The organism is Streptomyces sp. NPDC053665, assembly GCF_055585285.1.
In genome coordinates, this window is sequence record NZ_JBVJKK010000002.1 from 1093032 (window position 1) to 1117822 (window position 24791).

Here is a 24791-nt window from a genome sequence, read left to right on the forward strand (position 1 = left end):
CCCCGCAGGAGGCACGGCGAACCGCCCCGGCCCGGTCCCGCAGCCGCCCCCCACTGACCGGAACACTACGCGTCACCACTGACAACGCCCCGGAACAGCGACGCGCCCGCGAGCCGGGCGCGCGGCACGTACGACCCGTCACCTCTCAGGACGCACGAAACACCCGCGCACGTTGCCTCCCCGCCACGATCACGGGGCGGCGGCTGCCGGCACGGCCGGTGCACCGGTCCCGCCGGGGGCGGGGAATGCCCGGGGTGACGGCCGGGGGTGCCGGCGGACTCAGGTGCGGTCCGTGACCACCGCGGCCTGCGGGCGGATCGGCAGGCGGTTGACCGGGCGGCCGGTCGCTGCGCGCACGGCGGAGGCGACGGCGGCCGGGGACGCCACCACCGGCACCGCGCTGACCGCCTTCGCGCCGAACGGCGCCACCACGTCCCGCTCCTCGACCAGCCGGACGATGCGGATGTCGGGCGCGTCCAGTGCCGTGGGCAGGGCGTACCCGGTCAGGTCGGGGTGGCGGATCAGGCCGCGGGGGGTGCGCAGGTTCTCGGTGAGCGCGATGCCCACGCCCTGGGTGACGCCCGCCTCGATCCGGGCGGCAAGCTGCGCGGGGTTGAGGACCCGGCCCACGTCCTGGGCGACGGCCAGTTCGACGACCCGTACGGAGCCGATCTCGATGTCGACGTCGACCACCGCGCGGATCGCGCAGAAGGCCATGCCGACGAACGCGTCGCCCTGCCCGGCCTCGTTCAGCGGCTCGGTGGGGTGCGGGCGGCACTGGGCGGTGGCCCACAGTTCCTTGCCGTCCAGCGCCTCGGTGACGGTCGTGGACAGCACACCGTCGTACGAGGTGATCTTGCCGTCGGTGATCTGCAGCAGCTCCGTCGACATGCCGAACTTGTGGGCGAGCGGCTGGAGGAGCTGGGTGCGGACCATCTTGGCCGCGCGCTCCACCGCCCCGCCCGACACCCAGGTGTGCCGGCCGCGGCAGCCCGCGCCCGCCGGGGGCTGGTCGGTGTCGACGGGCGCCACGTGCACCTCGTCGACGCCGAGGGTCTCCTGGACGATCTGCCGGGCCAGGGTGGTGAAGCCCTGCCCCGTCTCGACGGCGGCGCACAGCACCGTCGCCACGCCGTCGTGGACCTTCACGGTCGCCGTGGAGACCTCGTCCGCGCCCTCCGCGCCGAGCATGTGCACCATGCCCACGCCGTAGCCCACGCCCCGGCGCACGGCGCCCGGTTCGCCCGCGCCCTCGGGGCCGCCGGGCAGCAGCCACTCGTCCTCGGGGGTGTCCTTGGGCAGCGCCGGCAGCGGGAAGTCCCGCACGGCCTGGAGGAGTTCGGCGACCGGGGCCGGGCAGGTGACCGTCTGGCCGGTGGGCAGGACGTCGCCGGTGGCCAGGGCGTTGCGCAGGCGCACCTCGGCCGGGTCGAGGCCCAGCTTCTTGGCGATCTTGTCCATCTGCGCCTCGTAGGCGGCGCAGACCTGCATGGCGCCCTCGCCGCGCACATGCCCGGACGGGGGGTTGTTCGTGCGGACGGCCCAGCCCTCGATGAAGGCGTTCGGCACGACGTACGGGCCGCAGGCGAAGGCGACCGCGGCGGCCAGGGCGTCGGCGGAGGTGTCGGCGTAGGCGCCCGCGTCGAGGAGGATCTGCGCCTCGACCTTGACGAGCCGGCCCTCGCCGTCGGCGTGGTGGCGGTAGCGCAGGAGCGTGGGGTGGCGGTGGGTGTGCCCGAGGAAGGACTCCTCGCGCGTGGCGGTGAGCTTCACCGGGCAGCCGGTGCGCAGCGCGAGCAGGCCGAGCGGGAGCTGGAAGCCGCGGTCCTCGCGGTCGGCCGTGGCGCCGGGGACGCCGGTGACGACGACCTTGACGCGCTCGGGTTCCAGGCCGAACGCGGCGGCGGCCGCGTCGCGGTCGGCGTGCGGGTCGGTGGAGGCCAGGTACAACTCCACACCGCCGTCCGGGCGCGGTACGGCCAGGCCCGCCTCGGCGCCGATGGGGGCCGGGTCCTGGCGGCCGATGCGGTACAGGCCCTCGACGACGACCTCGCCGGCCGCCTCGGGGTCGCCGTGGTGCAGCGGGATGTGCCGGATCAGGTTGCCGTCGGGGTGCAGCGGCTCGGCCTCGAAGGCCTGCTCCGGGTCGGTGACCGGGTCGAGCACCTCGTACTCGACGATGACGGCGGCGGCCGCCATGCGCGCGGTGTCGGGGTGGTCGGCGGCGACGGCGGCGATGGGCTCGCCGTGGTGGCGCACCACCTCGGAGGCGAAGACCGGGCGGTCGGCCGTGCCGCGGCCGTGCAGCGGCCTGCCGGGGACGTCCTCGTGGGTGACGACGGCGCGCACGCCGGGCATCTCGCGCGCGTGGGTGGTGTCGACGGACACGATGCGCGCGTGCGGGTGCGGTGAGCGCAGCACGGCCGCCCACAGCAGGCCCTCGGCCCACAGGTCGGCGGCGTACGGGAAGGTGCCCTCGGTCTTGGCGCGGGCGTCGGCGGCCGGGAGGGAGGCGCCCAGGCCGTGCGGCAGGGGCTCGGGGGCGGGGGGCGCCTCCGCGGCCTGCGCGGTGCCTGCTTCGTTGCTCACGCGGGGCCTCCGTCCTGACCGTAGGGCTGGTCGTGCGGTTCCGAGGGGTGCGGTCCGGGCGCGTGCGGTTGCGGGGGCGCTCCGAAGGCGGAGGCGTTCACGCCACCGGCGCCGGGGCCGGCCTGGTGCGGGATGCGGGCCTGGTCGCCGTCCGCCTCGGCGGGCGCGGCGAGCGCCTCGCGTTCGGCGACGACCTCCTTGACGGCCTCCACCACGCCCCGGTAGCCGGAGCAGCGGCACAGGTTGCCGCACAGCGCCTGGCGGGTCTCCAGCTCGGTCGGGGCCGGGTTGCCCTCCAGCAGGTCGTGCACGGTCATCGCCATGCCGGGGATGCAGAAGCCGCACTGCACGGCGCCGCAGCGCGCGAGCGCCCGCTGCACGTCCGACGGCTGCCCGTCCTCGGCCAGCCCCTCGACGGTGCGGACCTCGCTGCCGGCGGCGGTCACGGCGGGGACCAGGCAGGAGGCGACGAGACGCCCGTCCACCTGGACGTTGCACGCCCCGCACTCGCCCTGCGAGCAGCCGTCCTTGGCACCCGCGAGTCCGAGCCGCTCGCGCAGCACGTACAGCAGGGACTCGCCGATCCAGGCCTCGGTGACGGGGCGGTCGGCGCCGTTGACACGCAGGACGAACGAGGCGAGGGGGTGTTCCTCCTGCGGGGCGGTGGCGGACTCGCCCGGCGTACCGGGCTCGTGCGCTTCCGTGGGGCCGGCCTCTTCGGGGGCCGGGCCGTCCGGGGCGCCGTCCCCGGCGGGGTCGGGTGCGCCGTCCTGCGCGGGAGAGTCTCCGGCGGCCGGCTCCGCGGTGCCGTCGGCGCTCTCGGGGGCCTCCGAGGCGTCCTCGGCGCGGGCGGGGGGTTCCGCGGTGCCGGGAGCGCGCTCCGCGGCCTCCTGGGCGCCCTGGGGCCCCTCGGCGTCCTGCGGGCTCTCCGGGTCCGGGGCCGGGCCGGGGCCGTCCGACGTCTCGGGGGAGTGACCGGGCCGATCCTGCCCGGCCGTCCCGGTCTCGGCAGCGACATGGGCAGCGGCACTGGCATCGGCATCGGCATCGGCATCGGCATCGGGAAATGTCCCGGGTGCGGCGTCGTCCGGCGCGTGGGCGTGCGGTCCGGACGGCCCGTGGGCCGCCGCGTCCGTGCCGTGGCCGTCGGGACCGGACGGCTGCCCTGCGGGCCCGGGCCCGTGCCCGGGGCCCGGGGCTTCGGCGCCCGGCTCGTCCGGCGCGTGGCCGGTGCCGTCGGCGTGCCCGGCGTCCCGGGTCCGCGGCGCGTACCCGGAGGGGCCGTGCGGGTCGCCGGGGTGCCCGTGCCCGTCCTCGGCGGTCTGCGTCCCGTGGGGCGCGGCGGCGCCGCTGTCCCGGTGCTCCACGGGAGCCGTGCGACCTCCGTGGAGGGCCGCGTGCGGGTCCGGGGAGCCGGTGAGGTCCTCGTCCGGGGCAGTGTGCGTCCCGTGCGGCGCGGCAAGGTCCTGCGGCAGCCGCGCGTGGCCTCCGCGCGCGCCCGCGTGATCGCCGTGGGTGCCACCGGAGGGGTCCGCGTGGCCGCCGTCGTCCCCGCGATGCCCCGCCGGTCCCGGCAGGTTCGCGTCGGGCCGCTCTTCCGGGGTGTGGTCCGGCGCGACGCCGTGCTCCGGCGCGGTGCCGTGGTCCGCTCCCGGCTGTCCCGGTCCGGCCAGGGCCTGCTGTCCCCACGGCTGTCCCGCGGCCTGGGTCGCCCAGGGGGCGGGCGCGCCGCCCGGCAGGGTCGCCGGCGGTTCGGCTCCCCACTGCTCGACCAGCGAGGAGGTCGTGAACTCGCCCGATTCGTCCGGCAGGTCGCCCTGGGCGACGGGGATGGACCATTGCCCGGTCACGTCGTGGCCGGGCGCCGGCCCGTCCGTGCCGGGCTCCTCGTAGGCCCACTGGCCGGTGCTTCCCGGCTCGTAGGTGAACCGGTCGTCGCCGTGCTGCCCGGTGCCGTGCTGTCCCGCGCCGGGGTCGTAGGGCGCCGCGGAGGCGTACGGCGCCGGGGACCCGTAGGGCGTCTGCGTGCCGTAGGACGGGTCGGGGCCGTAGGGCGGCTCCGGTACGTCGTGGCCCTGCTGCCCGTGGGCCGCGTGGGGCTCGTGCCACTGCGCCCCGTCGGCGGGCGCGCCCGGCACCGGCCAGCTGCCGGTGGCCGCCGGGTCGGTGCCGGCCGTCGTCGCGGGGCTGACCGTTATCTGCGGCGGCACGTACCCGTGGCCGGGCGCGGCGAGCGGGCTGTCGGCGGCCAGCAGGGCGTCGACGCCCCCCTCGGGGAGCTCGACGAAGGCAGTGGCGCCGTCGTCGTACTCGCCCTGGGGCAGCGGGTCCCAGCGGCCTCCGCCGCGGGGCGTGCCCTCTCCGTGCCGGTCGTCGCTCACGACAGCGCCCTCCCCAGTGCTCGTCGGGCCAGCGCGGCGACGGTGCGCCGCAGGTGCAGTACGGCGGGCGGGAGCTGCGGCACGGAACCGTCCTCGCCCGGGGCCGCGTCGGGGATGCAGGCCGCGGCGACGTACTCCCCGAAGGCGTTCAGGGCCTCCGGGACGAGTGCGCGGTTGTTGTCCCAGTCGATGAGGGAGCCGACCCACTGCTCGGCCTCCAGGGGCCGCAGCGGCATCGGCGCTATGGCACCCACCGCGCAGCGCACGCCCCGGCGCGCGGGGTCCAGGACCACGGCCACCGACGCGACCGCGCGGCCCGGGCCGGTGCGGCCGGTGGCCTTCAGGAAGACCTGGGGGGCGTGCAGCAGCGGCACGCGCACGTAGCCGATGAGTTCACCGGCGCGCAGCATGTCCACCCCGGCGAGCAGGTGGGAGACGGGGATCTCCCGGCGGGCGCCGGCCGGGCCCGCGATGATCAGGGTCGCCTCCAGGGCGGCCAGCACCGGCAGGGCGTCGCCCGTGGGGGCGGCCGAGGCGATGTTGCCGCCGAGGGTGCCCGCGTTGCGGATGTGCGGCGGTCCGGCGGCGCGCGCGGCGGCGGCGAGCGCCGGGATGAGCGCCGCGAAGTCGGGGCGGCCCATGCGCGCGTGCGTGAGGCCCGCGCCGAGCAGCGCGTGGCCGTCCAGGTACTGCCAGCCGCGGATCTCGCTGATCCGGCCGAGGCCCACGAGCGCGGCGGGCCTGAGCTGCCCGGAGTTGACGGCGGCCATCAGGTCGGTGCCGCCGGCCACGGGCACGGCTGCGGGCACGGCGGTGAGCGCCGCCACGGCCTCGTCCAGCGTCGTGGGCAGCGTGACGGCCTGCGCCGCCTGCGGTGCGTGCGTGGTCAAACCGGCTGCCCCTTCCCGCTGCCCCACTGGTCCCACCTGTGCTGCCGTACGGTACGTGCTGACAGGGCGGACGTGGCAACTCTGGCACATCTTGGCGAGCGCCGAAGACACGGGTCCAGTAGGAGGCATTCGCCCACCTCACCGGCGACATGGTCCGTTTTCGCACAGGTTCGCCAGTGCGTGACGATTGGCACTTTCGGTGACCCTTGTGCGCTTTTTCCGGGGCCTGTTCGACCTGTTCGGTCGCCGTGACGGGCTGTTACCGGTTCGGCGGAGGGCCGTCGGCCGGACGGCCGAGCACCCCGGGGCGCCGCTGCCAGGGCAGCGGACCGGAGGGCGGCCGGTAGGCGACGCCCAGGGCGTCCAGCCGCCGGTAGTGGGCGGCCATCCGGCGGTCGAAGGCGGCGAAGTCCCGTTCCGCCGGGGCCGGCAGGTCACTCCAGGCGACCTCGGCGAAGGCCGCGAGCCGGGGGAACGCCTGGTAGTCGACGCGTCCCTGGTCCTCCATCACCTCCGTCCACAGGTTGGCCTGGGTGCCCAGCACGTGCCGGGCCTCCTCGGGCGTCAGCTCCGGGGGAACGGGCTCGAACCGGTAGACGTCCTCGAGGGTGCGCACCCACCCGATCGGTACCGGCTCCTCGGGGCCCGGGTCCTGACGGTGGTCCAGATACACCTGCTGCTCGGGGCACATGACGACGTCGTGGCCCGCGCGGGCGGCGGCGATGCCCCCGGCGTAGCCCCGCCAGGAGGACACGGCCGCGCCCTTCGCCAGGCCGCCCTGCAGGATCTCGTCCCAGCCGATCAGCCGCCGCCCGCGCGCGGTGAGCCACGCGTCGAAGTGCCCGACGAACCAGGACTGGAGCGCGTCCTCGTCCGCGAGCCCGAGGTCCCTGATGCGCGCCTGGGCGGTGGCCGAGCGCCGCCACTGCTCCTTGGGGCACTCGTCGCCGCCGATGTGGACGAACCGCGAGGGGAACAGCTCCAGCACCTCCTCGAGGACGCCCTCGTAGAAGCGCAGGGTGGTGTCGGTGGGGGCGAGTACGTTCGGGTTGACGCCCCAGGTGTCCCAGACGGAGAGGGCGGCGGTGTCGACGACGTCGGTGTTGCCCAGCTCCGGATAGGCGGCGATGGCCGCCTGGGAGTGTCCGGGCACGTCGATCTCGGGGACGACGGTGATGTGCCGCTCGGCGGCGTAGGCGACGATCTCGCGGATGTCGTCCTGGGTGTAGTAGCCGCCGTGCGGCTTGTCCTCCCACAGCGGCGAGGCCCGGTGGCCGGTTTTGGTGCGCGCCCGCCAGGAGCCGACCTCGGTGAGCCGCGGGTGGCGCCGGATCTCGACGCGCCAGCCCTGGTCGTCCGTCAGATGGAAGTGGAAGACGTTGAGTTTGTGCGCCGCCATCAGGTCGAGGTAGCGCAGGACGCCTTCCTTGGGCAGGAAGTGCCGGGCGACGTCGAGCATCAGGCCGCGCCAGGCGAAGCGCGGCGCGTCCTCGACCGTCACGTGCGGGACGGCCCAGACGCGGTCGCGGTCGACGGGGGCCCGGCGGTAGGCGTCGGGGCCGAGGAGCTGACGCAGCGTCTGGGCGCCCCAGAGGACACCGGCCGGGCCGCCGCCCTCGACGAGGACGCCGTCGCCGTCGCTGACGAGGCGGTACTCCTCGGGGCCGAGCCCGGACCGCAGCCGCAGCCGGATGTCGTCGCCGGTCGCCGCGGTGCCGTCCCCCTCGCGCAGCGGCAGGCCGGTGGCCTGCCGGAGGGCGCCGCCCAGCAGGCGTGCGACGCCCTCGACGGGCGCTTCGGCGTGCAGGCGGGAGTCCGGCGTCAGCCGCACCTCGCCGCCACCCGGGGTGAGGGCGCGGGGGGCCGGGATCAGGTCGCTCATGTCAGTCCTTCACCGCGCCGCCCAGTCCGGAGACCAGGCGCCGCTGTACGAGTACGAAGAAGACCAGCACGGGGATCGTCATCACCGTGGAGGCGGCCATGACACCGCCCCAGTCGGGATCGTCGGGCTTGTAGAACACCAGCAGGGCCATCGGCAGGGTCGACTGCGACGTGTCGCTGATGATGAACGACTTGGCGAAGAGGAAGTCGTTCCACGCGGAGATGAACGAGAACACGCTGGTGGCCACGAGGCCGGGCAGGACGAGCGGGAAGAGGATCTGCCAGAGGAACCGCGCCCGGCTCGCGCCGTCGAGGTACGCGGCCTCCTCCAGCGCCTCGGGGACGGCCTTCACGAACCCGCGCAGCATCCAGATCGCGAAGGGCAGCGAGAAGGCGATGTGCGGCAGGATCAGCGCCCCGAGGGTGTTGAGCTGGCCGGCGTCCCGCATGAGGAAGAACAGGGGGATGGTGAGGGCCTCCACGGGCACCATCTGCGCCACCAGGAACATGATCAGCAACGTGGTGCGCATCCGGAACCGGAAGCGCGTCACGGCGGTCGCGGCGAGGAAGGCGATGAGCGCTGAGGCCAGCACCACGCAGACCGCGACGAGCAGGCTGTTGAGGAAGTAGCGGCCGAATTCCTGCTGCCCGAGGACCCTGCGGAAGGAGTCCGCGGAGGGCGCGAGGGTCCAGGGCCGGGGCTCGCTCGACTCGATCTCCCCGGCCGGTTTGAAGGCGCTGAGCACCATCCAGTACAGCGGGAACGCGACGACGACGGCGATCAGCAGGGCCGAGGCCTCGGCGGCCAGCCGTCCGGGCCGGCGCACCAGGGCGCGTGCACGGTTCACAGTTCCTCCCCCTGCCGGCGCAGCAGCCGCAGGTACACGAGCGTGACGGCGAGCAGGATCAGCAGCATCACGACCCCGATCGCGGAGCCGAGGCCGTACTGCGAGGACGCGAACGCCTGCTGGTAGGCGTAGACGTTGAGGACGAGGTTCTGGCCGGCGATGCCTCCCCCGCCCGTCATGACGTAGATCTGGGTGAAGACCTTGAAGTCCCAGATGACCGACTGGATGGTGACGACGACCAGGATCGGGCGCAGCATCGGGGCGAGCACGGACCGCCAGATGCGCCACTGCGAGGCCCCGTCCAGGGAGGCGGCCTCCAGCACCTCGCCGGGGACCGCGCGGATGCCCGCGTAGACGGTCACCATCACGAACGGGAAGGAGCACCACACCACTTCGAGCAGCACCAGGAAGAAGGCGCTGAGGCGGCCGTAGGTCCAGGAGTGGTCGCCGAGGCCCAGCAGCCGGTTCACCGGGCCGAAGTCCGGGTCGAACAGGAACAGCCAGACCGTGGAGCCGGTCACGGCCGGGGTCGCCCAGGCGCCCATGGCGGCCAGCATCAGCGCGAGCCGGGGCACGGCCCGCACCCGGGTGAGGAGCACGGCGAGGGCGCAGCCGACGGCGAGGGTGGAGACGACGCAGGCCGCCGCGAACAGCACGGTGGCGAGCAGCACCTGCCAGAACTGCGGGTCGCCGAACAGCTCGGTGTAGTTCCCGAGGCCCTGGAAGGTGGCCGGCTCCCCGCCGCTGACCTGTGCCTGGGTGTACTCGAAGACGGAGATCAGGCCGAGTTGGTAGATCGGGTAGACCAGCAGCCCGCCCAGTACGACGAGCGCGGGCGCGAGGTAGAGCCACGGGGTCCAGCCGCCGGAGACCCGCCCGGTGCCACCGGCCCCGCCGCGGTGCGCGCCGGGCCGTCCGGGCGGGCCGCCGGCCTTGCGGGCGGCGGGCACGCCCGGGGGTGCCTGCCCGGAGCCGAGGGCGGCCCCGGGTCGCGCCACGCCGGGCTGCCGCCGCACCCCGGCGACCCCGCCCACCACACCTGCGGGCCCGCTCGGCGGGTTCGTGCTGCCGGGCTCCGCCGTTTCCGTGCGGTCGTCCATGCGGCTCACCCCGCGGAGCCGAACGCGGTGTTCATCTTCTTCGCGGCGTCGGCGGAGGCCTTGGCCACGTCCTTCCTGCCGCTGACGACCTCCTGGAACATCGTCGGCAGGACGAGCGAGGAGTCGATCTGCGCCCAGGCGGGCGAGGCGGGCACGAACCTGGTGCCGGCCGAGAGGGTCCGCACGAACGGCTTGACGAAGGGCTCCTCGGCGGCGGCCCGCCGGCGGACGTCCGTGAAGGTGGGCAGGAAGCCCATCGCGTCGAAGAGTTCGGTCTGGGTCTTCTTGCCGGCGAGCCGCTTCATCAGGTCGACGGCGAGCGTGCGGTGGGAGGTGCTCTTCAGGACACCGATGTTGTTGCCGCCCGCGAAGGCCGGGGCGATCGAGCCCGGCTCCACCCCGGGCAGCGGGACGACGGCGTACTTGCCCTTGACCTTGCCCGCCTCGACGGCGGCGTGGCTGAAGTCGCCGCCGATGGCCATGCCCGCCTTGCCCGCGGCGAACGCGGTGACCGTGTCGTTGCCGCCCATGCCCGCGCACTTGGCCGCCGGGCAGTTGTCGTCGCCGAACAGGGACGTGTACGCCTTGATGCCCTTGCGCGCCGCGGCACTGTCGATGCCGGAGGCGTACGAACCGGCCTTGCCGGTGGCGAGTTCACCGCCGTGGGCCCAGACGAAGGGCATCGCGCCGTAGGTGTAGGCGCCGCCGACGGCCAGGCCGTACAGCCGGGGTTTCGCGGCGCGGATTGCGCGGGCGGTGGTGGCCAGTTCGGCCATCGAGGTCGGCGGCTCCAGGCCGAGTTCGCCGAAGACGTCCGTGCGGTAGTACAGGGCGCGTACGCCGACGTAGAGGGGGGCGCCGTAGATCTTGCCGTCCACCGTGACGGACTGCTTCGCGGTGGGGTCGGTGTCCTTGGTCTCGGCCCACGCGCCGAACTCCCCGGTGACGTCGAGGAGTCCGCCGTCCTTCACGTAGCCGGCCGTGTCGGTGTTGCCGAACTCCATCACGTCGGGCGCGGAGGACGGGTCGTTGAAGGCGGCCTTGACGCGCTGGGCGCGGGTCTCGACGGGGATGTACTCCACGTCGACCTGCGTGCCCTCGTGCTTCTTCTCGAAGTCGGCGACGAGCGCGTCGACGACCTTCTCCTTGGGGGCGTTGCCGACCTCCTGGAAGAGCCACACACGCAGCGTGCCGCTCTTCTCGTCCTTGTCGGAGGAGGCGTTGTCTGAGGTCTGGGGCGCGCAGGCAGCGGCCGCGAGGGCGACGAGCGCGGTGAGACCGGCGATACGGACGGACAGCTTCATGGAGTGCTCCTCCGCGGGAGTGTTGCAACATGCGCAATGATGGTTTCGCTGTGCACAACACCACGGAGGCTAGGGACTTCATGAACACGCCCACAAGAGGTCTCAACCACTCTGTGACCGGCGGACGCACCCCGTGCAACGCCCGGTCAGCACAAAGGCCCCCAGGGCGCGCAAAACGCACCCTGGGGGCCTGAGGCCGGGAAGAGCGGGACTACTTGTCGCCCTTGCCCTTGTCGTCGCCACCGCCGGAGCCCATGGACTCGTAGATCTCCTTGCACATGGGGCACACCGGGTACTTCTTCGGATCGCGGCCCGGCACCCAGACCTTGCCGCACAGCGCCACGACGGGGGTGCCGTCGAGCGCGCTCGCCATGATCTTGTCCTTCTGGACGTAGTGGGCGAAGCGCTCGTGGTCACCGTCACCGGAGGAGGTCTGCGGCGTCGGCTCTACGAGGGTCCCCGTACCAGTCCCGCGCTCGGGCTCGAGAGTGCTCATAGGCCCAAGGGTACTGAAGGTCACACGCATCAGTTGAGCGAAGGGTCGTCCGGGTACGTGGCCACCATCGCCAGGTCGCTGCGCTGGCGCCGCAGCACCTCGCGCCACAGCCGCTCGGGGGACGGGCTGGAGACGTCGCCGGGCTCCGACTCGACCACGTACCAGGCCCCCTCGCCCAGCTCGTCCTCCAGCTGGCCCGGGCCCCAGCCGGCATACCCGGCGAAGATCCGCAGGGAGCCGAGCGCCGAGGCCAGCAGTTCGGGCGGCGCCTCCAGGTCGACCAGCCCGATCGCGCCGTGCACCCGGCGCCACCCGAGCGGGGCGGCCTCGCCGGAGGCGCCGCCCGGGACGACGGCGACCCCGAGCGCCGAGTCCAGGGACACCGGGCCGCCCTGGAAGACGACCCCGGGCTCGACCGCGAGGTCCCCCCAGCCGTCCAGGATGTCGCCCACGTCCACCGGGGTGGGGCGGTTGAGGACGACGCCGAGGGAGCCCTCCTCGTCGTGGTCGAGGAGCAGCACCACCGCACGGTCGAAGTTCGGGTCCGCCAGGGCGGGGGTGGCCACGAGCAACCGCCCTGTGAGCGAGGACACCTCGGTCATGCCAGACATGATCCCGCATCTTGCCTTTCCGTGGGGAGGCAATGCGGCACCGGGAGGCAGCGCAGCTCAGGGCGCACCGGTGCACCCCGCGCGCACGGATGTGATCGTGACCAGGTGTGGTCGGCACGGAACGGTTCGTGTTGTGACAGACCTATGACGCGGCTGGGTCCTCCTCGGGCTTACAGAAGGGGGGTCAAGGGCGATTACCCTTTCCCTCCTGGCCCCTGCCCGACTCCATGGAACGCGAGATTCATGACCGTCAACGACGATGTCCTGCTTGTCCACGGCGGAACCCCGCTGGAGGGCGAGATCCGTGTCCGCGGTGCGAAGAATCTCGTACCGAAGGCCATGGTCGCAGCGCTGCTGGGCAGCGCTCCGAGCCGGCTGCGCAATGTCCCGGACATCCGCGACGTGCGGGTGGTTCGGGGTCTGCTGCAGCTGCACGGTGTGACGGTCCGTCCGGGTGAGGAGCCCGGCGAACTGGTGATGGACCCGACGCGCGTGGAGAGCGCCAACGTCGCCGACATCGATGCCCACGCCGGTTCGAGCCGTATCCCGATCCTGTTCTGCGGTCCGCTGCTGCACCGCCTCGGCCACGCCTTCATCCCGGGCCTCGGCGGCTGCGACATCGGCGGCCGGCCCATCGACTTCCACTTCGAGGTGCTGCGGCAGTTCGGCGCGAAGATCGAGAAGCGGGCGGACGGCCAGTACCTGGAGGCTCCGCGGCGGCTGCGCGGCACCAAGATCCAGCTGCCCTACCCGTCCGTCGGCGCGACCGAGCAGGTGCTGCTGACGGCCGTCCTCGCCGAGGGCGTCACCGAGCTCTCGAACGCGGCCGTCGAGCCGGAGATCGAGGACCTCATCTGCGTCCTGCAGAAGATGGGCGCCATCATCGCGATGGACACCGACCGGACGATCCGCATCACCGGTGTGGACCAGCTCGGCGGCTACAACCACCGCGCCCTGCCGGACCGCCTGGAGGCCGCGTCCTGGGCGTCGGCGGCCCTGGCGACCGAGGGCAACATCTACGTCCGCGGCGCGCAGCAGCGCTCGATGATGACGTTCCTGAACACCTACCGGAAGGTGGGTGGCGCCTTCGAGATCGACGACGAGGGCATCCGCTTCTGGCACCCCGGCGGGCAGCTCAAGTCCATCGCGCTGGAGACGGACGTCCACCCGGGCTTCCAGACCGACTGGCAGCAGCCGCTGGTGGTCGCGCTGACCCAGGCCACGGGCCTGTCCATCATCCACGAGACGGTCTACGAGTCCCGCCTCGGCTTCACGTCCGCGCTGAACCAGATGGGCGCGCACATCCAGCTCTACCGCGAGTGCCTGGGCGGCTCGGACTGCCGCTTCGGCCAGCGCAACTTCCTGCACTCGGCGGTCGTCTCCGGCCCGACCAGGCTGCAGGGCGCCGACCTGGTCATCCCCGACCTGCGCGGCGGTTTCTCGTACCTCATCGCGGCCCTCGCGGCCCAGGGCACCTCCCGGGTCCACGGCATCGGCCTGATCAACCGCGGCTACGAGAACTTCATGGAGAAGCTCGTCGAGCTGGGCGCGAAGGTCGAGCTGCCGGGCAAGGCGCTCGGCTAGGTCCCACGACCGCCGCAACGCCGAGGGGCGGTCACCTGGAGTCCAGGTGACCGCCCCTCGGCGTTGTCATGCGGCTCTCGGTGGGCCCGTGCCCTCAGGGGGCGCGGGAACTGCGCGACCGGCCACGGCCGGCCCGCAGTCGCCCACGGCGCTCGCGACGGAACGCCTACTTGCCCTTGGCCGCTTCCTTGAGCTTCGAGCCCGCGGAGACCTTCACGCTGTAGCCGGCGGGGATCTGGATGGGCTCGCCGGTCTGCGGGTTGCGGGCGGTGCGAGCGGCACGGTGGGTGCGCTCGAAGGTCAGGAAGCCGGGGATGGTGACCTTCTCGTCGCCCTTGGAGACGATGTCGCCGACGACGTCGGCGAACGCGGCCAGCACGGCGTCGGCGTCCTTGCGGGTCACCTCGGCGCGGTCGGCCAGCGCGGCCACCAGCTCACTGCGGTTCATGTTGTTACTCCCGTGTTCATCTTGCCGTTGAGGCGTCAGATCGAAGCCGATGCTGCCAGGGTCCTCCATGAGTCCCCGGACCCGGGTCCGTCGTCAGACCCTCGCGCCCAGAGACGCATCCTGCCTCTACCTGCGGCGGGAAAGCCAATCCGGCACCCGCAGGAGTCGTGGGAACACCCTTGGGAGTCACACGAAAAGAGGGCCTGAGCCTGGCGCCACGATAACTCCGCCGCTGACGGGGATCGTGCGACGCGCCGCGCTCCCGGCGGCCGTGGGGTTACTCACAGTCCGGGGGCGCCCCGCCCCCGGACCGCGACAGCGCACCGAGGAGTACCCCGGCGGCGCTCCGTCAAACGCCGGACGTGCTGCCCGCCGTCGCGCCCACGGCCTTGGCGGCCTCGCGCACGGCCCCGGCGACCGCGCCGGCGACCTTGTCGTTGAAGACGCTCGGAATGATGTAGTTCGGGTTCAGCTCGTCCTCGGTCACCACGTCGGCCAGGGCCTTCGCGGCGGCGAGCATCATCTCCGTGTTGACGGTGCGGGACTGCGCGTCCAGCAGGCCGCGGAAGACGCCCGGGAAGACCAGCACGTTGTTGATCTGGTTCGGGAAGTCGGAGCGCCCCGTGGCGACGACGGCGGCCGTCTGGCGGGCGATCGCCGGGTCGACCTCCGGGTCCGGGTTCGCGAGCGCGAACACGATGGCCCCTTCGGCCATGGCGGCCACGTCGGCGCCGTCCAGGACGTTCGGGGCGGAGACGCCGATGAAGACGTCCGCGCCGCGCACGGCCTCCTTGAGCGTGCCCGTGAGGCCCTCGGGGTTGGTGTTGTCGGCGATCCAGCGCAGCGCCGAGTCCGGGGCGGCGTCCACCAGGTCCTCGCGGCCCGCGTGCACCACGCCGTGGATGTCCGCCACGACGGCGTTCTTGACGCCCGCGGCGAGCAGCAGCTTCAGGATGGCCGTACCGGCGGCGCCCGCGCCGGACATGACGACGCGGATGTTCTCGATCGCCTTGCCGGTGACACGCAGGGCGTTGGTCAGCGCGGCGAGGACGACGATCGCGGTGCCGTGCTGGTCGTCGTGGAAGACGGGGATGTCGAGGGCCTCGCGCAGCCGGGCCTCGATCTCGAAGCAGCGGGGCGCCGAGATGTCCTCCAGGTTGATGCCCGCGAAGCCCGGGGCGATGGCCTTGACGATCTCGACGATGGCGTCGGTGTCCTGCGTGTCGAGGCAGATCGGCCAGGCGTCGATGCCGGCGAACCGCTTGAAGAGGGCGGCCTTGCCCTCCATGACGGGCAGTGCGGCCTTGGGGCCGATGTTGCCCAGGCCCAGCACGGCCGAGCCGTCCGTCACGACCGCAACGGAGTTGCGCTTGATGGTGAGGCGGCGGGCGTCCTCGGGGTTCTCGGCGATCGCCATGCAGACGCGGGCCACACCGGGGGTGTAGACCATGGACAGGTCGTCGCGGTTGCGGATGGGGTGCTTGGACGCCATCTCGATCTTGCCGCCGAGGTGCATGAGGAAGGTCCGGTCGGAGACCTTGCCGAGCGTGACGCCCTCGATGCCGCGCAGCTCCTCCACGATCTCGTCCGCGTGGGACGTGGAGGACGCCGCGATGGTGACGTCGATCCGGAGCTTCTCGTGGCCGGAAGCGGTGACGTCGAGGCCGGTCACCGAGCCTCCGGAGGACTCCACGGCGGTGGTGAGCTGCGAGACGGCCGTTCCGCTCGCGGGCACCTCCAGCCGGACCGTCATCGAGTAGGAGACGCTGGGCGCCGTTGCCATGGCCGACTTCCTCTGCTTTCACCTGACGCTGTTTTGTGCCGTCCGATCGTCGCACCTACCGCTGAGTAGCGGGTAGCCGGGCCGTATTGCGAACGTTTTGTTCGCGGAATCGGCAGGCAGAAAGAGACCCACGTCACGTGGACGTGGGTCTCTTTCTCTCGTCAGTGGCACCGACCCGCCATGCTCGCCTCGCGGCAAGTGGTCGCTCGTAGCGACGAAGGTTGGGCCCGGGGGCTTGGATCGAGCCGGTGCCACGTCCAGGCTAACAAACAGATCCCGTAAGGCCATTCCGTCTCGGGAGTTCATTTCGCGGATACATGGGTAACCCCGCTCAGTCCCGGAGCAGATCCGGGGTTCCGGCCGCGTCGGGCTCGTCCCGTTCGGCCGAGACGACCGTGAGCTGCTGGGTGGCACGGGTCAGTGCGACGTACAGCACGCGCAGGCCGGCCGGGGACTCGTCGGCGATCTCCGCCGGGGAGACCACGACCGTCGCGTCGTACTCCAGGCCCTTGGCCTCCAGGCTGCCGAGCGCCACCACCCGGTCGCCGAGTCCGGCCAGCCAGCGGCGGGCCTCCTCGCGGCGGTTCATCGCCACGACCACGCCGACCGTGCCGTCGACCCGCTCCAGCAGCCGCGCGGCCTCGGCGCGGACCGTGTCGCCGAGGGCGGGACCGGCGAGCGCGAAGCGCGGTTCGACGCCGGTGGAGCGCACCGCCCTCGGGGAGACGGAGCCGGGCATGGCGAGGGCCAGGACCTTCGCGGCCAGCTCGGCGATCTCGGCCGGGTTGCGGTAGTTGACGGTGAGCTCGAAACGGCGGCGCGGGCGGCTGCCGAGCGCCTCGTCGCGGGCCTCGGCGGCCTCGTCGGGGTCGGACCAGGAGGACTGGGCCGGGTCGCCGACGACCGTCCAGGTGGCGTGCCGGCCGCGGCGGCCCACCATGCGCCACTGCATCGGCGTGAGGTCCTGCGCCTCGTCGACGATGACGTGGGCGTACTCGGTGCGCTCCTGCGCGAGGCGCTCGGCGCGCTCGCGCTGCGACTCCTCGCGCACCGGCATCAGCTCCTCCAGGCCGGTGAGCTGGTCCAGCGGGTCCAGTTCGCGTCGCCTGCGGGGGCGGGCGGGGGCGCCGAGGATCGCCTGGAGCTCGTCGAGCAGGGCGATGTCGTGCACGGACCGGCCCTCGCGCCTGAGGGAGCGGGCGACCTTGCGGACCTCGCCGGGGTTGAGGATCCGCCGGGCCCAGCGGCCGAGACGCCGCTCGTCGGCCATGGCGTCCAGCACGGCCGCCGGGGTCAGCTCCGGCCACCAGGCGTCGAGGAAGGCGAGGAAGGCGTCCTCGGAGGTGATGTCCTCGTCGAAGGAGGAGCGCAGCTCGGCGGCGAGCTCGGGGTCGGTGTGCCGGCCGGCCGCGCCGGAGCGCTCCCACAGCGCGTCGAGCAGCAGCTTGCGGGCGCGGGGACGCAGCAGGTTCACGGGGGCGGTGCCGCCCAGGGCGGCCCGGCGGATGTCCGCGAGCTCCCCGGCCTCCAGCTCCAGGCGGCGGCCGAAGGCGACCACGCGCAGCCGGTCCGGGCAGTCGCCGAGCTCCAGGGCGCCGCGGGCGGCCTTGCGCAGGACCTTGAGCATGCGCGAGGAGCCCTTGGCGCGGGCCACGGCCGGGGAGTCGTAGAGCGTCGCCTCGGCGCCCTCGACCAGGGAGCCGATGGCCCGGATGGCGACCTGGCCCTCCTCGCCGAGGGAGGGCAGCACGCCCTCGGTGTAGGCGACGAGCAGCGGGGTGGGCGAGACGATGAGGATGCCGCCCGCGTAGCGGCGCCGGTCCTGGTAGAGGAGGTAGGCCGCGCGGTGCAGCGCGACGGCGGTCTTGCCGGTGCCGGGGCCGCCCTCCACGTAGGTCACGGAGGCGGCGGGGGCGCGGATGACCAGGTCCTGCTCGGCCTGGATGGAGGCGACGATGTCGCGCATGGTGTGGCTGCGGGCCTGGCCGAGCGCGGCCATCAGGGCGCCGTCGCCGATGACGGACAGCTCCTCGCCGTCCAGGCGCGCCGTCAGTTCGGGGCGCATCAGGTCGTCCTCGACGCCGAGGACCCTGCGGCCCTTGGAGCGGATGACCCGGCGGCGCACGACCCGGCCCGGGTCCACGGGCGTCGAGCGGTAGAAGGGGGCGGCGGCCGGGGCGCGCCAGTCGATGACCAGCGGGGCGTAGTCGGCGTCGAGGACGCCGATGCGGCCGATGTGCAGGGTCTCGGCGATGTCGGCGGTGCCGTCCTCGCGGACCGCTCCGTCGGCGGGCTCGACGGCGGTGTAGGCGCCGTCGGGGCCCTTCTTGCCGTCCTTGCCGCGCAGCAGGTCGATGCGGCCGAAGAGGAAGTCCTCGAACTCGTTGTTGAGCCGGTTGAGATGGATGCCGGCGCGGAAGACCTGTGCGTCCCGCTCGGCCAGGGCGCCGGGTGTGCCGACCTGGCCGCGCCGGGCGGCGTCGTGCATGAGGAACTCCGCCTCGTGGATCTTCTCCTCGAGGCGCCGGTACACCCGGTCCAGGTGTTGCTGTTCGACGTCGATCTCCCTGTCTCTGAGGGAGTCGAGCGCGGATTCCTGCTGAGCCTGAGCGGCCACCGGGTCCCCTTCTGACGTGCTGGGCAGCCGTCCACCGTACGCCAGGGGGACCCGGCAATGCTACGCGTCCACCTCGACGAGGCGCTTGCCGTCGAAGGTCACGACCTCGAAGTGGTCGATGTCGTTCGGCTGGAAGGCGGCACCGCCCTGGACGTACAGGGGCTGCTTGGCCTTCTCGGTCGAGGCGTCGGGCAGGCCGTAGCCCCACTCCGGCACGGACCAGGAGGCCAGCGTCTCCCGCTCGCCGTTCTTGCCGACGGCGACCAGGGCGCACTTGAGCGGGCCCTTGACGTTCTTCAGCTCCGTGACCGTCCCGGTGCCCCAGTCCTTCTTCTGGAGGGCGACCGTCGCGGTGACCTTGGTGGTCGGGTCGGTGGCCGTGATCTTGTCGGAGATGCCGTCGAAGGCCGCCTTGGCGGGGCTCGCCGCGAGCGGGCGGTTCTCCGCGCCGCCTCCGCCGTCACCGCCGCTGGTCGCGACCGCGACGAAGGGACCGCCGACGATCAGCGCACCGGCCGCGGCCACCATGTAGAAGCTGCGCCGGCGCTTGCGGGCGCGGCGCTCGGCGACCTCGTCGACCAGCTTCTCCACCACGCGCGGGCGGGGCTTGGCGGACAGCGAGTCGCCGATCGCGGGGGTGCTCCCGGAGCCGGGCAGGTCGGCGAGGGCGGCGAGCATCGGTTCCATGCCGGCCAGCTCGTCGAGCTGCTGGGCGCACCACTCGCAGGTGGCGAGATGAGCCTCGAAAGCGGTTGCTTCGGCGTCGTCGAGGATGCCGAGGGCGTACGCGCCCACGGTCTCGTGCTCGTTCGGCACCGGAGATTCCTGCATGGGGCCAGACATACCCATGCCTCCCGTACCGAACCCTTGGTTACCCCCGTAAACACTCATCACGCCGTCACCCCCCGCTCCTCCAGTGCCAGCTTCATCGAACGCAGGGCGTAGAACACCCTGGAGCGGACCGTGCCGCTGGGTATGCCCAGGGTCTCGGCCGCCTCGTTGACGGTACGCCCCTTGAAGTACGTCTCGACGAGCACCTCCCGGTGGGCGGGGGTCAGGTCGTCGAGTGCGTCCGACAGAGTCATCAGCCACAGCGCCTTGTCGATCTCGTCCTCCGCGGGGATGACCTCCAGCGGCGACGGGTCGACCTCCTGCGGCCGGGCCTGCCGGCTGCGGTGGCCGTCGATGACGATGCGCCGGGCGACCGTCACCAGCCAGGGGCGTACCGAACCGGTCGCCCGATTGAGCTGACCGGCGTTCTTCCAGGCACGGATGAGCGTCTCCTGCACCACGTCCTCGGCGCGCTGCCGGTCTCCGGCGACCAGGCGCAGGACGTAGGCCAGCAGGGGTCCGGCGTGTTCGCGGTAGAGCGCACGCATCAGCTCCTCGTCGGGTTCCGAGGGCTGGGACATGCGATGTCGGGCCCTCGGTGCTCGTTCATTGGCCACGACGGAATCCTTGCGCACGCCCACCTCCGATGTCCGGGGGTTCCCCCAGTCGGTCGCTCGACAAGCCGTACGCAGAGGAGGCGTTGGGTGTTCAAAGAGAGGTGACAGTTTTCTTCCGGGTGTCGTGACGGAGGGGGACATGGGCGCACATTCCCACCCCTCGTTCTTTACATTTCCACCACACGGACAAGATCGGCCCCGCTTATCCCTACGGAAGCGTAGGTAAACGGTATGTGTCCCGAATCACTTCGGCTCCGCATGCGCAGAAGTGGCATTTGGGGCGCGGGAATTGAGTGCACGGACCACTCAATTCCGTTTCAGGGGCGGGCCAGTGCCGCGCGCCGGCGGTGCCGGGCGACGCGCTCGCGGTTGCCGCAGATCTCGCTGGAGCACCACCGCCTGCGCCGCCCCCGTGACGTGTCGAGGTACACGATGGGGCAGTTGTCCCCCTCGCACTGGCGCAGCGCCGCGCGGGCGGCCGGATCGGTCAGCAGGTCGACGGCGTCCCGGGCCACCACCGCGAGCAGGGCGGCGCAGCCGGGCGGCGCCTCCAGCCGCCGGACGAGCCCGTCCTCCGGGTCGCGCACCGCACGCGGGGCCGGGGGCGCGGTGCGGGCCAGGTCGTTGACGCGGGCGAGCGCGAAGTCGTACGTGCTGACGCCCGAGCCGGGGCGGCCGCGGACCAGCCGGTCGATCTGGTCGCGCAGTTCACGGAAGGCCGGGGGCCAGGTGGAGTCGGCGTGGTCCAGCGGGGTGCCGGCCGGGACGAGGCCGGAGCCGGTGACCCAGGCGCGCAGGACGTCCACGGAGTGCAGCCGTTCGTCCGGGTGTGTGGTGGCGAGCAGATCGAGGCAGATCCGCCCGGCGTCGAAGCGCAGCTCGTAAGGGGCCGCGGCCGTACCCAGTGCCATGTGCCTGTCACCGCCTAGGGTCGGTGAGACGCCAGTGAGAGGGCCGGGGAACCGGTCCCTCCTACAGTGCCTGCCCCGGACCGCGCCGGAAAGACCTCCGGCTCGGGCGGCGTCCGGCCCGTGGCCCGGGCTGCCCGCACGCACGGGGAGCCCGGGCCCTCACCCGTCCGCGTACTTCGTGTCCGCCGCCGGGTCCAGGGCCAGGCGGTAGCCGCGCTTGACCACCGTCTGGATCAGCTTCGGCGTGCCGAGGGCGGTGCGCAGGCGGGCCATGGCCGTCTCCACCGCGTGTTCGTCGCGGCCGGAGCCGGGCAGTGCGCGCAGCAGGTCGGAGCGGGACACGACCCAGCCGGGACGGCGGGCCAGGGCGCGCAGCAGGGACATGCCGGCGGGCGGTACGGGCCGGAGGTCGCCGTCGACCACGACGGCGTGCCCGCGGATCTCCACCCGGTGCCCGGCGACGGGCAACGAGCGCGCCCGCCCGGGGAGTTCCTGGCACAGCAGCTGCACCAGCGGACCGAGCCGGAACCGCTCGGGCTGGACCGTGTCGATGCCGCGGGCCTGCAACGGCAGGGCCGTGACCGGTCCGACGCAGGCGGGCAGGACGTCGTGGCCCAGGGCCGCGAGGACCTCGGTCAGCAGTCCGCGTTCCTCCGCCCGCGACAGCAGGGAGGCCGCGGCCGGGGCGCTGGTGAACGTCACGGCGTCCAGGGCCCGGGTCACGGCCGCGTCCAGGAGGCGGTCCACCGGCGCGATGTCCTCCGGCGGCATCCAGCGGTAGACCGGCACGCCGACGACCTCGGCCCCGCCCTCCCGCAGCGCCTCCACGAACCCGGGCAGCGGCTCGCCGTGCAGCTGGACGGCGATGCGCAGGCCGTCGACGCCCTCCTCCAGCAGCCGGTCCAGCACCTCGGCCATGGACTCCGACGCGGGTGACCACTCCTCGGTCAGCCCGGCCGCCCGCACCGCGCCCTTGACCTTCGGGCCGCGCGCCAGGATCCGCACGCCGCCCAGCCGGGCGAGCAGGTCCTCGCCCAGACCCCAGCCGTCCGCCGCCTCCACCCAGCCGCGGAAGCCGATCGCGGTCGTGGCGACGGCGATGTCGGGCGGCTGCCGGACGATGTCCTTGGTCGCGTCCAGCAGTTCGCTGTCGTCGGCGAGCGGCACGATCCGCAGGGCCGGGGCGTGCACGACGGCGGCACCGCGACGCCGCAGCAGCGTCCCGAGCTCGTCGGCCCGGCGCGCGGCCGTCACGCCGACGGTGAATCCCGCCAGGGGCCCGTGGTCCGGTCGCTGTTCTTCCTCGTACATGGCTCTCGTCCCGCACTCGAGTCGTCGACTTGCGTCGGTACGGCGTACCTGCGTGCCGGTCGAGCCTGTCAACGGCTCGTGACAGGCCCGGTTCGGCGTGATGTCGTCAGTGTTACCGATCCCGTCGTCGTCCGGGTCGGCGCCTCACACGTCCGCGTAGCTGAGCTGCGGCTTCGCCTCCGGGGAGGCCGCGGTGACGGGTACCCGGGGAGCCGGGCGGCGAAGGTATACGGCCCAGGTGATCAGGAAGCAGACGGCGTAGAAGGCCAGGAAGGCGACGAACGCGCCGGTGCCGGAGCCGTAGGAGAGGAAGGACTGGCGGAAGGCGAGGTTGATGCCGACGCCGCCGAGTGCGCCGACCGCGCCGATCAGCCCCATCGACGCCCCGGACAGCCGCCGCCCGTACGCCGCCGCCTCCTCGCCGGTCAGCCCCTGGGCCAGCGCCTTGTTCTGGAAGATGCCCGGGATCATCTTGAACGTCGAGCCGTTGCCGAGCCCGCTGAGCACGAACAGCACCACGAACGCCCCGGTGAACAGCGCGAGCGACTTCGCCATGGAGGCCCCGACGAGGACCGCCGTGGCGGCGGCCATCGCGACGTAGTTGTACAGGCTGATCCGGGCCCCGCCGAACCGGTCCGCGAGCCGCCCGCCCACGGGCCGGATCAGGGACCCGAGCAGCGGCCCGAGGAAGGTGACGTAGGCGGCCTGCAACGGAGTGCGGCCGAACTGGTTTGTCAGGACCTGCCCGAAGGCGAAGCTGTAGCCGATGAAGGAGCCGAACGTGCCGATGTACAGGACGGACATGATCCAGGTGTGGCCGTCCCGGGCGGCGTCCCGGGCGGCGCCGGTGTCGTTCCTGACGTGCTCCAGGTTGTCCATGAACAGCGCGGCCAGGACGGCGGCCAGGACGATCAGCGGGATGTAGATGCCGAGCAGCACCCGCGGGCCGCCGCCGGCGCCGATGATGCCCAGCGCGATCAGCTGTGCCACCGGCACGCCGATGTTGCCGCCGCCCGCGTTCAGCCCGAGCGCCCAGCCCTTCTTCCGCAGCGGGAAGAAGGCGTTGATGTTGGTCATGGAGGACGCGAAGTTGCCGCCGCCGATCCCCGCGAGCAGACCGACGAGCAGGAACGTGGTGAAGGACGTGCCCGGTTCCATCACCGTGAACGCGGCGACGGTCGGGATCAGCAGCAGGGCCGCGGAGACGATCGTCCAGTTCCGTCCGCCGAAGAGGGCGACGGCGAAGGTGTAGGGGACGCGGACGACGGCGCCGACCAGGGTGACCATCGAGGTCAGCAGGAACTTGTCCGCCGGGGTCAGTCCGTACTCCGGGCCCATGAACAGCACCAGCACGGACCACAGGGTCCAGACCGAGAAGCCGATGTGCTCGGAGAGCACCGAGAGGAGGAGGTTGCGGCGGGCGACCTTCTCCCCCGTCTCCTTCCAGAACGTCTCGTTCTCCGGATCCCAGTGCCGGATCCAGCGGCCGCCCCTGTTCGGGGGTGCGGGTGCCGTGCCAGGGCCTGTCATGACGCCTCCACTGTGCTCCGGGGCTCGCTCGTGCTCGAGTGACTGGTCCCGAAGGTAGGGAGGACGCGTTTCCTGTCTGTGGCACCCGGTGACCGGCAGGGAACGTTGCTCTCACCCCGCGCGGGGGCGGGATGAGAGGTGCCCCGCGTCCCGGCTCACTGCTGCGGCGGCTGCCAGTACGGGTTCTGCTGGAGGGGAGGCTGAGGCGGGACCTGCTGCGGGGGCTGCTGCTGGTACGGCTGGGCGGCGTACGGGCCCGGGACGGGCTGGGCGTACGGGCCCGGGGCGGGCTGACCGGCGTACGGTCCGGGGGCGGGCTGACCGGCGTGGAGACCCGGGGCGGGCTGGGCGTACGCGGAGGGGGCCTGCTGCCCGTACGACCCGGGGGCGGACTGCTGGGGGAACGGCCCCGGGGCGTGCCGCGGATGCGGGCCGGCCGCGAAAGGGTTGCCCTGGCCGGGCGGTTGCGCACCCGGCGGCAGGTACCGCAGCCGTCCGGTCTCGTCGTGCACCGGCACGAACCCGGCCGCCCGCAGCCGGGCCGCGAACCTGGCGTTGCGCTTGCGCGTCACCACCAGGCCGACGCCGAAGACCACCATGAGCAGCAGCCAGATGGCACCGGCCAGGACGAAGTCGGCGGACTCGCCGCCGAACCGGAAGCCGAGGATCGCGCAGCCGAGGGTGGCGCCCAGGGCGCCGTAGCCCATGCGCTTCTCGGCGTGCTTGCCGGTGAGGTCGAAGTTGATCCGGGCCTTGAGGAGTTCGACCGCGTCCGGCACGAGCGGCGGCAGGGAGACGCCGTCCGCGGCGTTCGGGTACTGCGCCCAGTTCTGCCCGGCCCGGGCCCGGGCCTGCGGGGCGTGGTCGGGCAGGAGCAGCATGGTGAGAGCGCCGTTGCGGCCGCTGCCCTGCCGGACGTCGGCGTACTCGTAGCCGAACTGCTGGGCCACGAAGGCCAGTCGGGCGAGCTTCTTCACGGAGGCCAGGGGGCTGGTGAGCTGGACCGGTTCCTCGCTCGCCAGCAACCGCAGCATCTTCTGTGTCTGCCGCCTGCTCATC

Annotated in this window: 19 protein-coding genes; 1 reads left to right on the top strand and 18 read right to left on the bottom strand. The window is 73.1% G+C overall.

The features are described from left to right. Window positions 1–279: 279 nt before the first annotated feature. From ACZ6ZN_RS12500 to ACZ6ZN_RS12540, 9 genes are all read right to left on the bottom strand, one after another. Entirely contained in the window at window positions 280–2589 is a 2310-nt protein-coding gene (locus ACZ6ZN_RS12500) for a xanthine dehydrogenase family protein molybdopterin-binding subunit (protein WP_451877806.1), read from the bottom strand. Further along, window positions 2586–4970 carry a 2Fe-2S iron-sulfur cluster-binding protein gene (locus tag ACZ6ZN_RS12505; RefSeq protein ID WP_469645533.1) on the bottom strand — a complete coding sequence of 795 codons (2385 nt, stop codon included), beginning with the start codon at window positions 4968–4970 and terminating at the stop codon, window positions 2586–2588. Before ACZ6ZN_RS12505 ends, ACZ6ZN_RS12500 begins: the two co-directional genes overlap by 4 nt. After that, a complete protein-coding gene (locus tag ACZ6ZN_RS12510) occupies window positions 4967–5860 on the bottom strand; it encodes an FAD binding domain-containing protein (protein ID WP_398110006.1) in 894 nt (297 codons plus the stop codon). The genes ACZ6ZN_RS12505 and ACZ6ZN_RS12510 overlap by 4 nt, the downstream gene beginning before the upstream one ends. Window positions 5861–6119: 259 nt before the next feature. Continuing rightward, window positions 6120–7742, bottom strand: coding sequence for a beta-N-acetylhexosaminidase (locus ACZ6ZN_RS12515; protein WP_469645536.1), 1623 nt, complete (start codon window positions 7740–7742; stop codon window positions 6120–6122). Window position 7743: 1 nt separating this feature from the next. Continuing rightward, a complete protein-coding gene (locus ACZ6ZN_RS12520) occupies window positions 7744–8589 on the bottom strand; it encodes a carbohydrate ABC transporter permease (RefSeq protein WP_469645539.1) in 846 nt (281 codons plus the stop codon). Beyond that, the gene (locus tag ACZ6ZN_RS12525) at window positions 8586–9689 is read right to left on the bottom strand and encodes a carbohydrate ABC transporter permease (RefSeq protein WP_469645542.1); all 1104 of its coding nucleotides are present in this window, start codon (window positions 9687–9689) and stop codon (window positions 8586–8588) included. Before ACZ6ZN_RS12525 ends, ACZ6ZN_RS12520 begins: the two co-directional genes overlap by 4 nt. Before the next feature lie 5 nt (window positions 9690–9694). Further along, window positions 9695–10993 (bottom strand): extracellular solute-binding protein, encoded by a 1299-nt coding sequence (locus ACZ6ZN_RS12530; RefSeq protein ID WP_469645545.1) that lies wholly within the window; start codon window positions 10991–10993, stop codon window positions 9695–9697. Between the two features lie 211 nt (window positions 10994–11204). Continuing rightward, window positions 11205–11489, bottom strand: a complete 285-nt coding sequence (locus ACZ6ZN_RS12535; RefSeq protein ID WP_369196426.1) for a DUF3039 domain-containing protein — start codon at window positions 11487–11489, stop codon at window positions 11205–11207. Window positions 11490–11518: 29 nt separating this feature from the next. Further along, a complete protein-coding gene (locus tag ACZ6ZN_RS12540; RefSeq protein ID WP_469645548.1) occupies window positions 11519–12091 on the bottom strand; it encodes a YqgE/AlgH family protein in 573 nt (190 codons plus the stop codon). 252 nt (window positions 12092–12343) lie between these two features. Here ACZ6ZN_RS12540 and murA point away from each other — a divergent pair, with 252 nt between their 5' ends. Continuing rightward, window positions 12344–13684: a UDP-N-acetylglucosamine 1-carboxyvinyltransferase gene (gene murA / locus ACZ6ZN_RS12545; RefSeq protein ID WP_398110001.1), complete on the top strand. Its 1341-nt coding sequence runs from the start codon at window positions 12344–12346 to the stop codon at window positions 13682–13684. 166 nt (window positions 13685–13850) lie between these two features. Here murA and ACZ6ZN_RS12550 read toward each other — a convergent pair whose 3' ends face one another. From ACZ6ZN_RS12550 to ACZ6ZN_RS12590, 9 genes are all read right to left on the bottom strand, one after another. Further along, the gene (locus tag ACZ6ZN_RS12550) at window positions 13851–14132 is read right to left on the bottom strand and encodes an HU family DNA-binding protein (RefSeq protein WP_003990598.1); all 282 of its coding nucleotides are present in this window, start codon (window positions 14130–14132) and stop codon (window positions 13851–13853) included. 349 nt (window positions 14133–14481) lie between these two features. Next, window positions 14482–15915: an NAD-dependent malic enzyme gene (locus ACZ6ZN_RS12555; RefSeq protein WP_398110000.1), complete on the bottom strand. Its 1434-nt coding sequence runs from the start codon at window positions 15913–15915 to the stop codon at window positions 14482–14484. 331 nt (window positions 15916–16246) lie between these two features. Continuing rightward, complete coding sequence (locus ACZ6ZN_RS12560; protein ID WP_469645552.1) at window positions 16247–18532, bottom strand: HelD family protein; 2286 nt, start codon at window positions 18530–18532, stop codon at window positions 16247–16249. 60 nt (window positions 18533–18592) lie between these two features. Then, window positions 18593–19423: an anti-sigma factor family protein gene (locus tag ACZ6ZN_RS12565; RefSeq protein ID WP_469645555.1), complete on the bottom strand. Its 831-nt coding sequence runs from the start codon at window positions 19421–19423 to the stop codon at window positions 18593–18595. Further along, window positions 19423–19944, bottom strand: a complete 522-nt coding sequence (locus ACZ6ZN_RS12570; protein WP_010039908.1) for a sigma-70 family RNA polymerase sigma factor — start codon at window positions 19942–19944, stop codon at window positions 19423–19425. The genes ACZ6ZN_RS12565 and ACZ6ZN_RS12570 overlap by 1 nt, the downstream gene beginning before the upstream one ends. A gap of 353 nt (window positions 19945–20297) precedes the next feature. Beyond that, window positions 20298–20891 carry a CGNR zinc finger domain-containing protein gene (locus ACZ6ZN_RS12575; protein WP_398109997.1) on the bottom strand — a complete coding sequence of 198 codons (594 nt, stop codon included), beginning with the start codon at window positions 20889–20891 and terminating at the stop codon, window positions 20298–20300. A gap of 159 nt (window positions 20892–21050) precedes the next feature. Beyond that, a complete protein-coding gene (locus ACZ6ZN_RS12580) occupies window positions 21051–22202 on the bottom strand; it encodes a uroporphyrinogen-III synthase (protein ID WP_451877816.1) in 1152 nt (383 codons plus the stop codon). Between the two features lie 144 nt (window positions 22203–22346). Beyond that, complete coding sequence (locus tag ACZ6ZN_RS12585; protein WP_469645559.1) at window positions 22347–23732, bottom strand: nitrate/nitrite transporter; 1386 nt, start codon at window positions 23730–23732, stop codon at window positions 22347–22349. Between the two features lie 155 nt (window positions 23733–23887). Continuing rightward, entirely contained in the window at window positions 23888–24790 is a 903-nt protein-coding gene (locus ACZ6ZN_RS12590) for a hypothetical protein (protein ID WP_469645560.1), read from the bottom strand. Window position 24791: the final 1 nt, after the last annotated feature.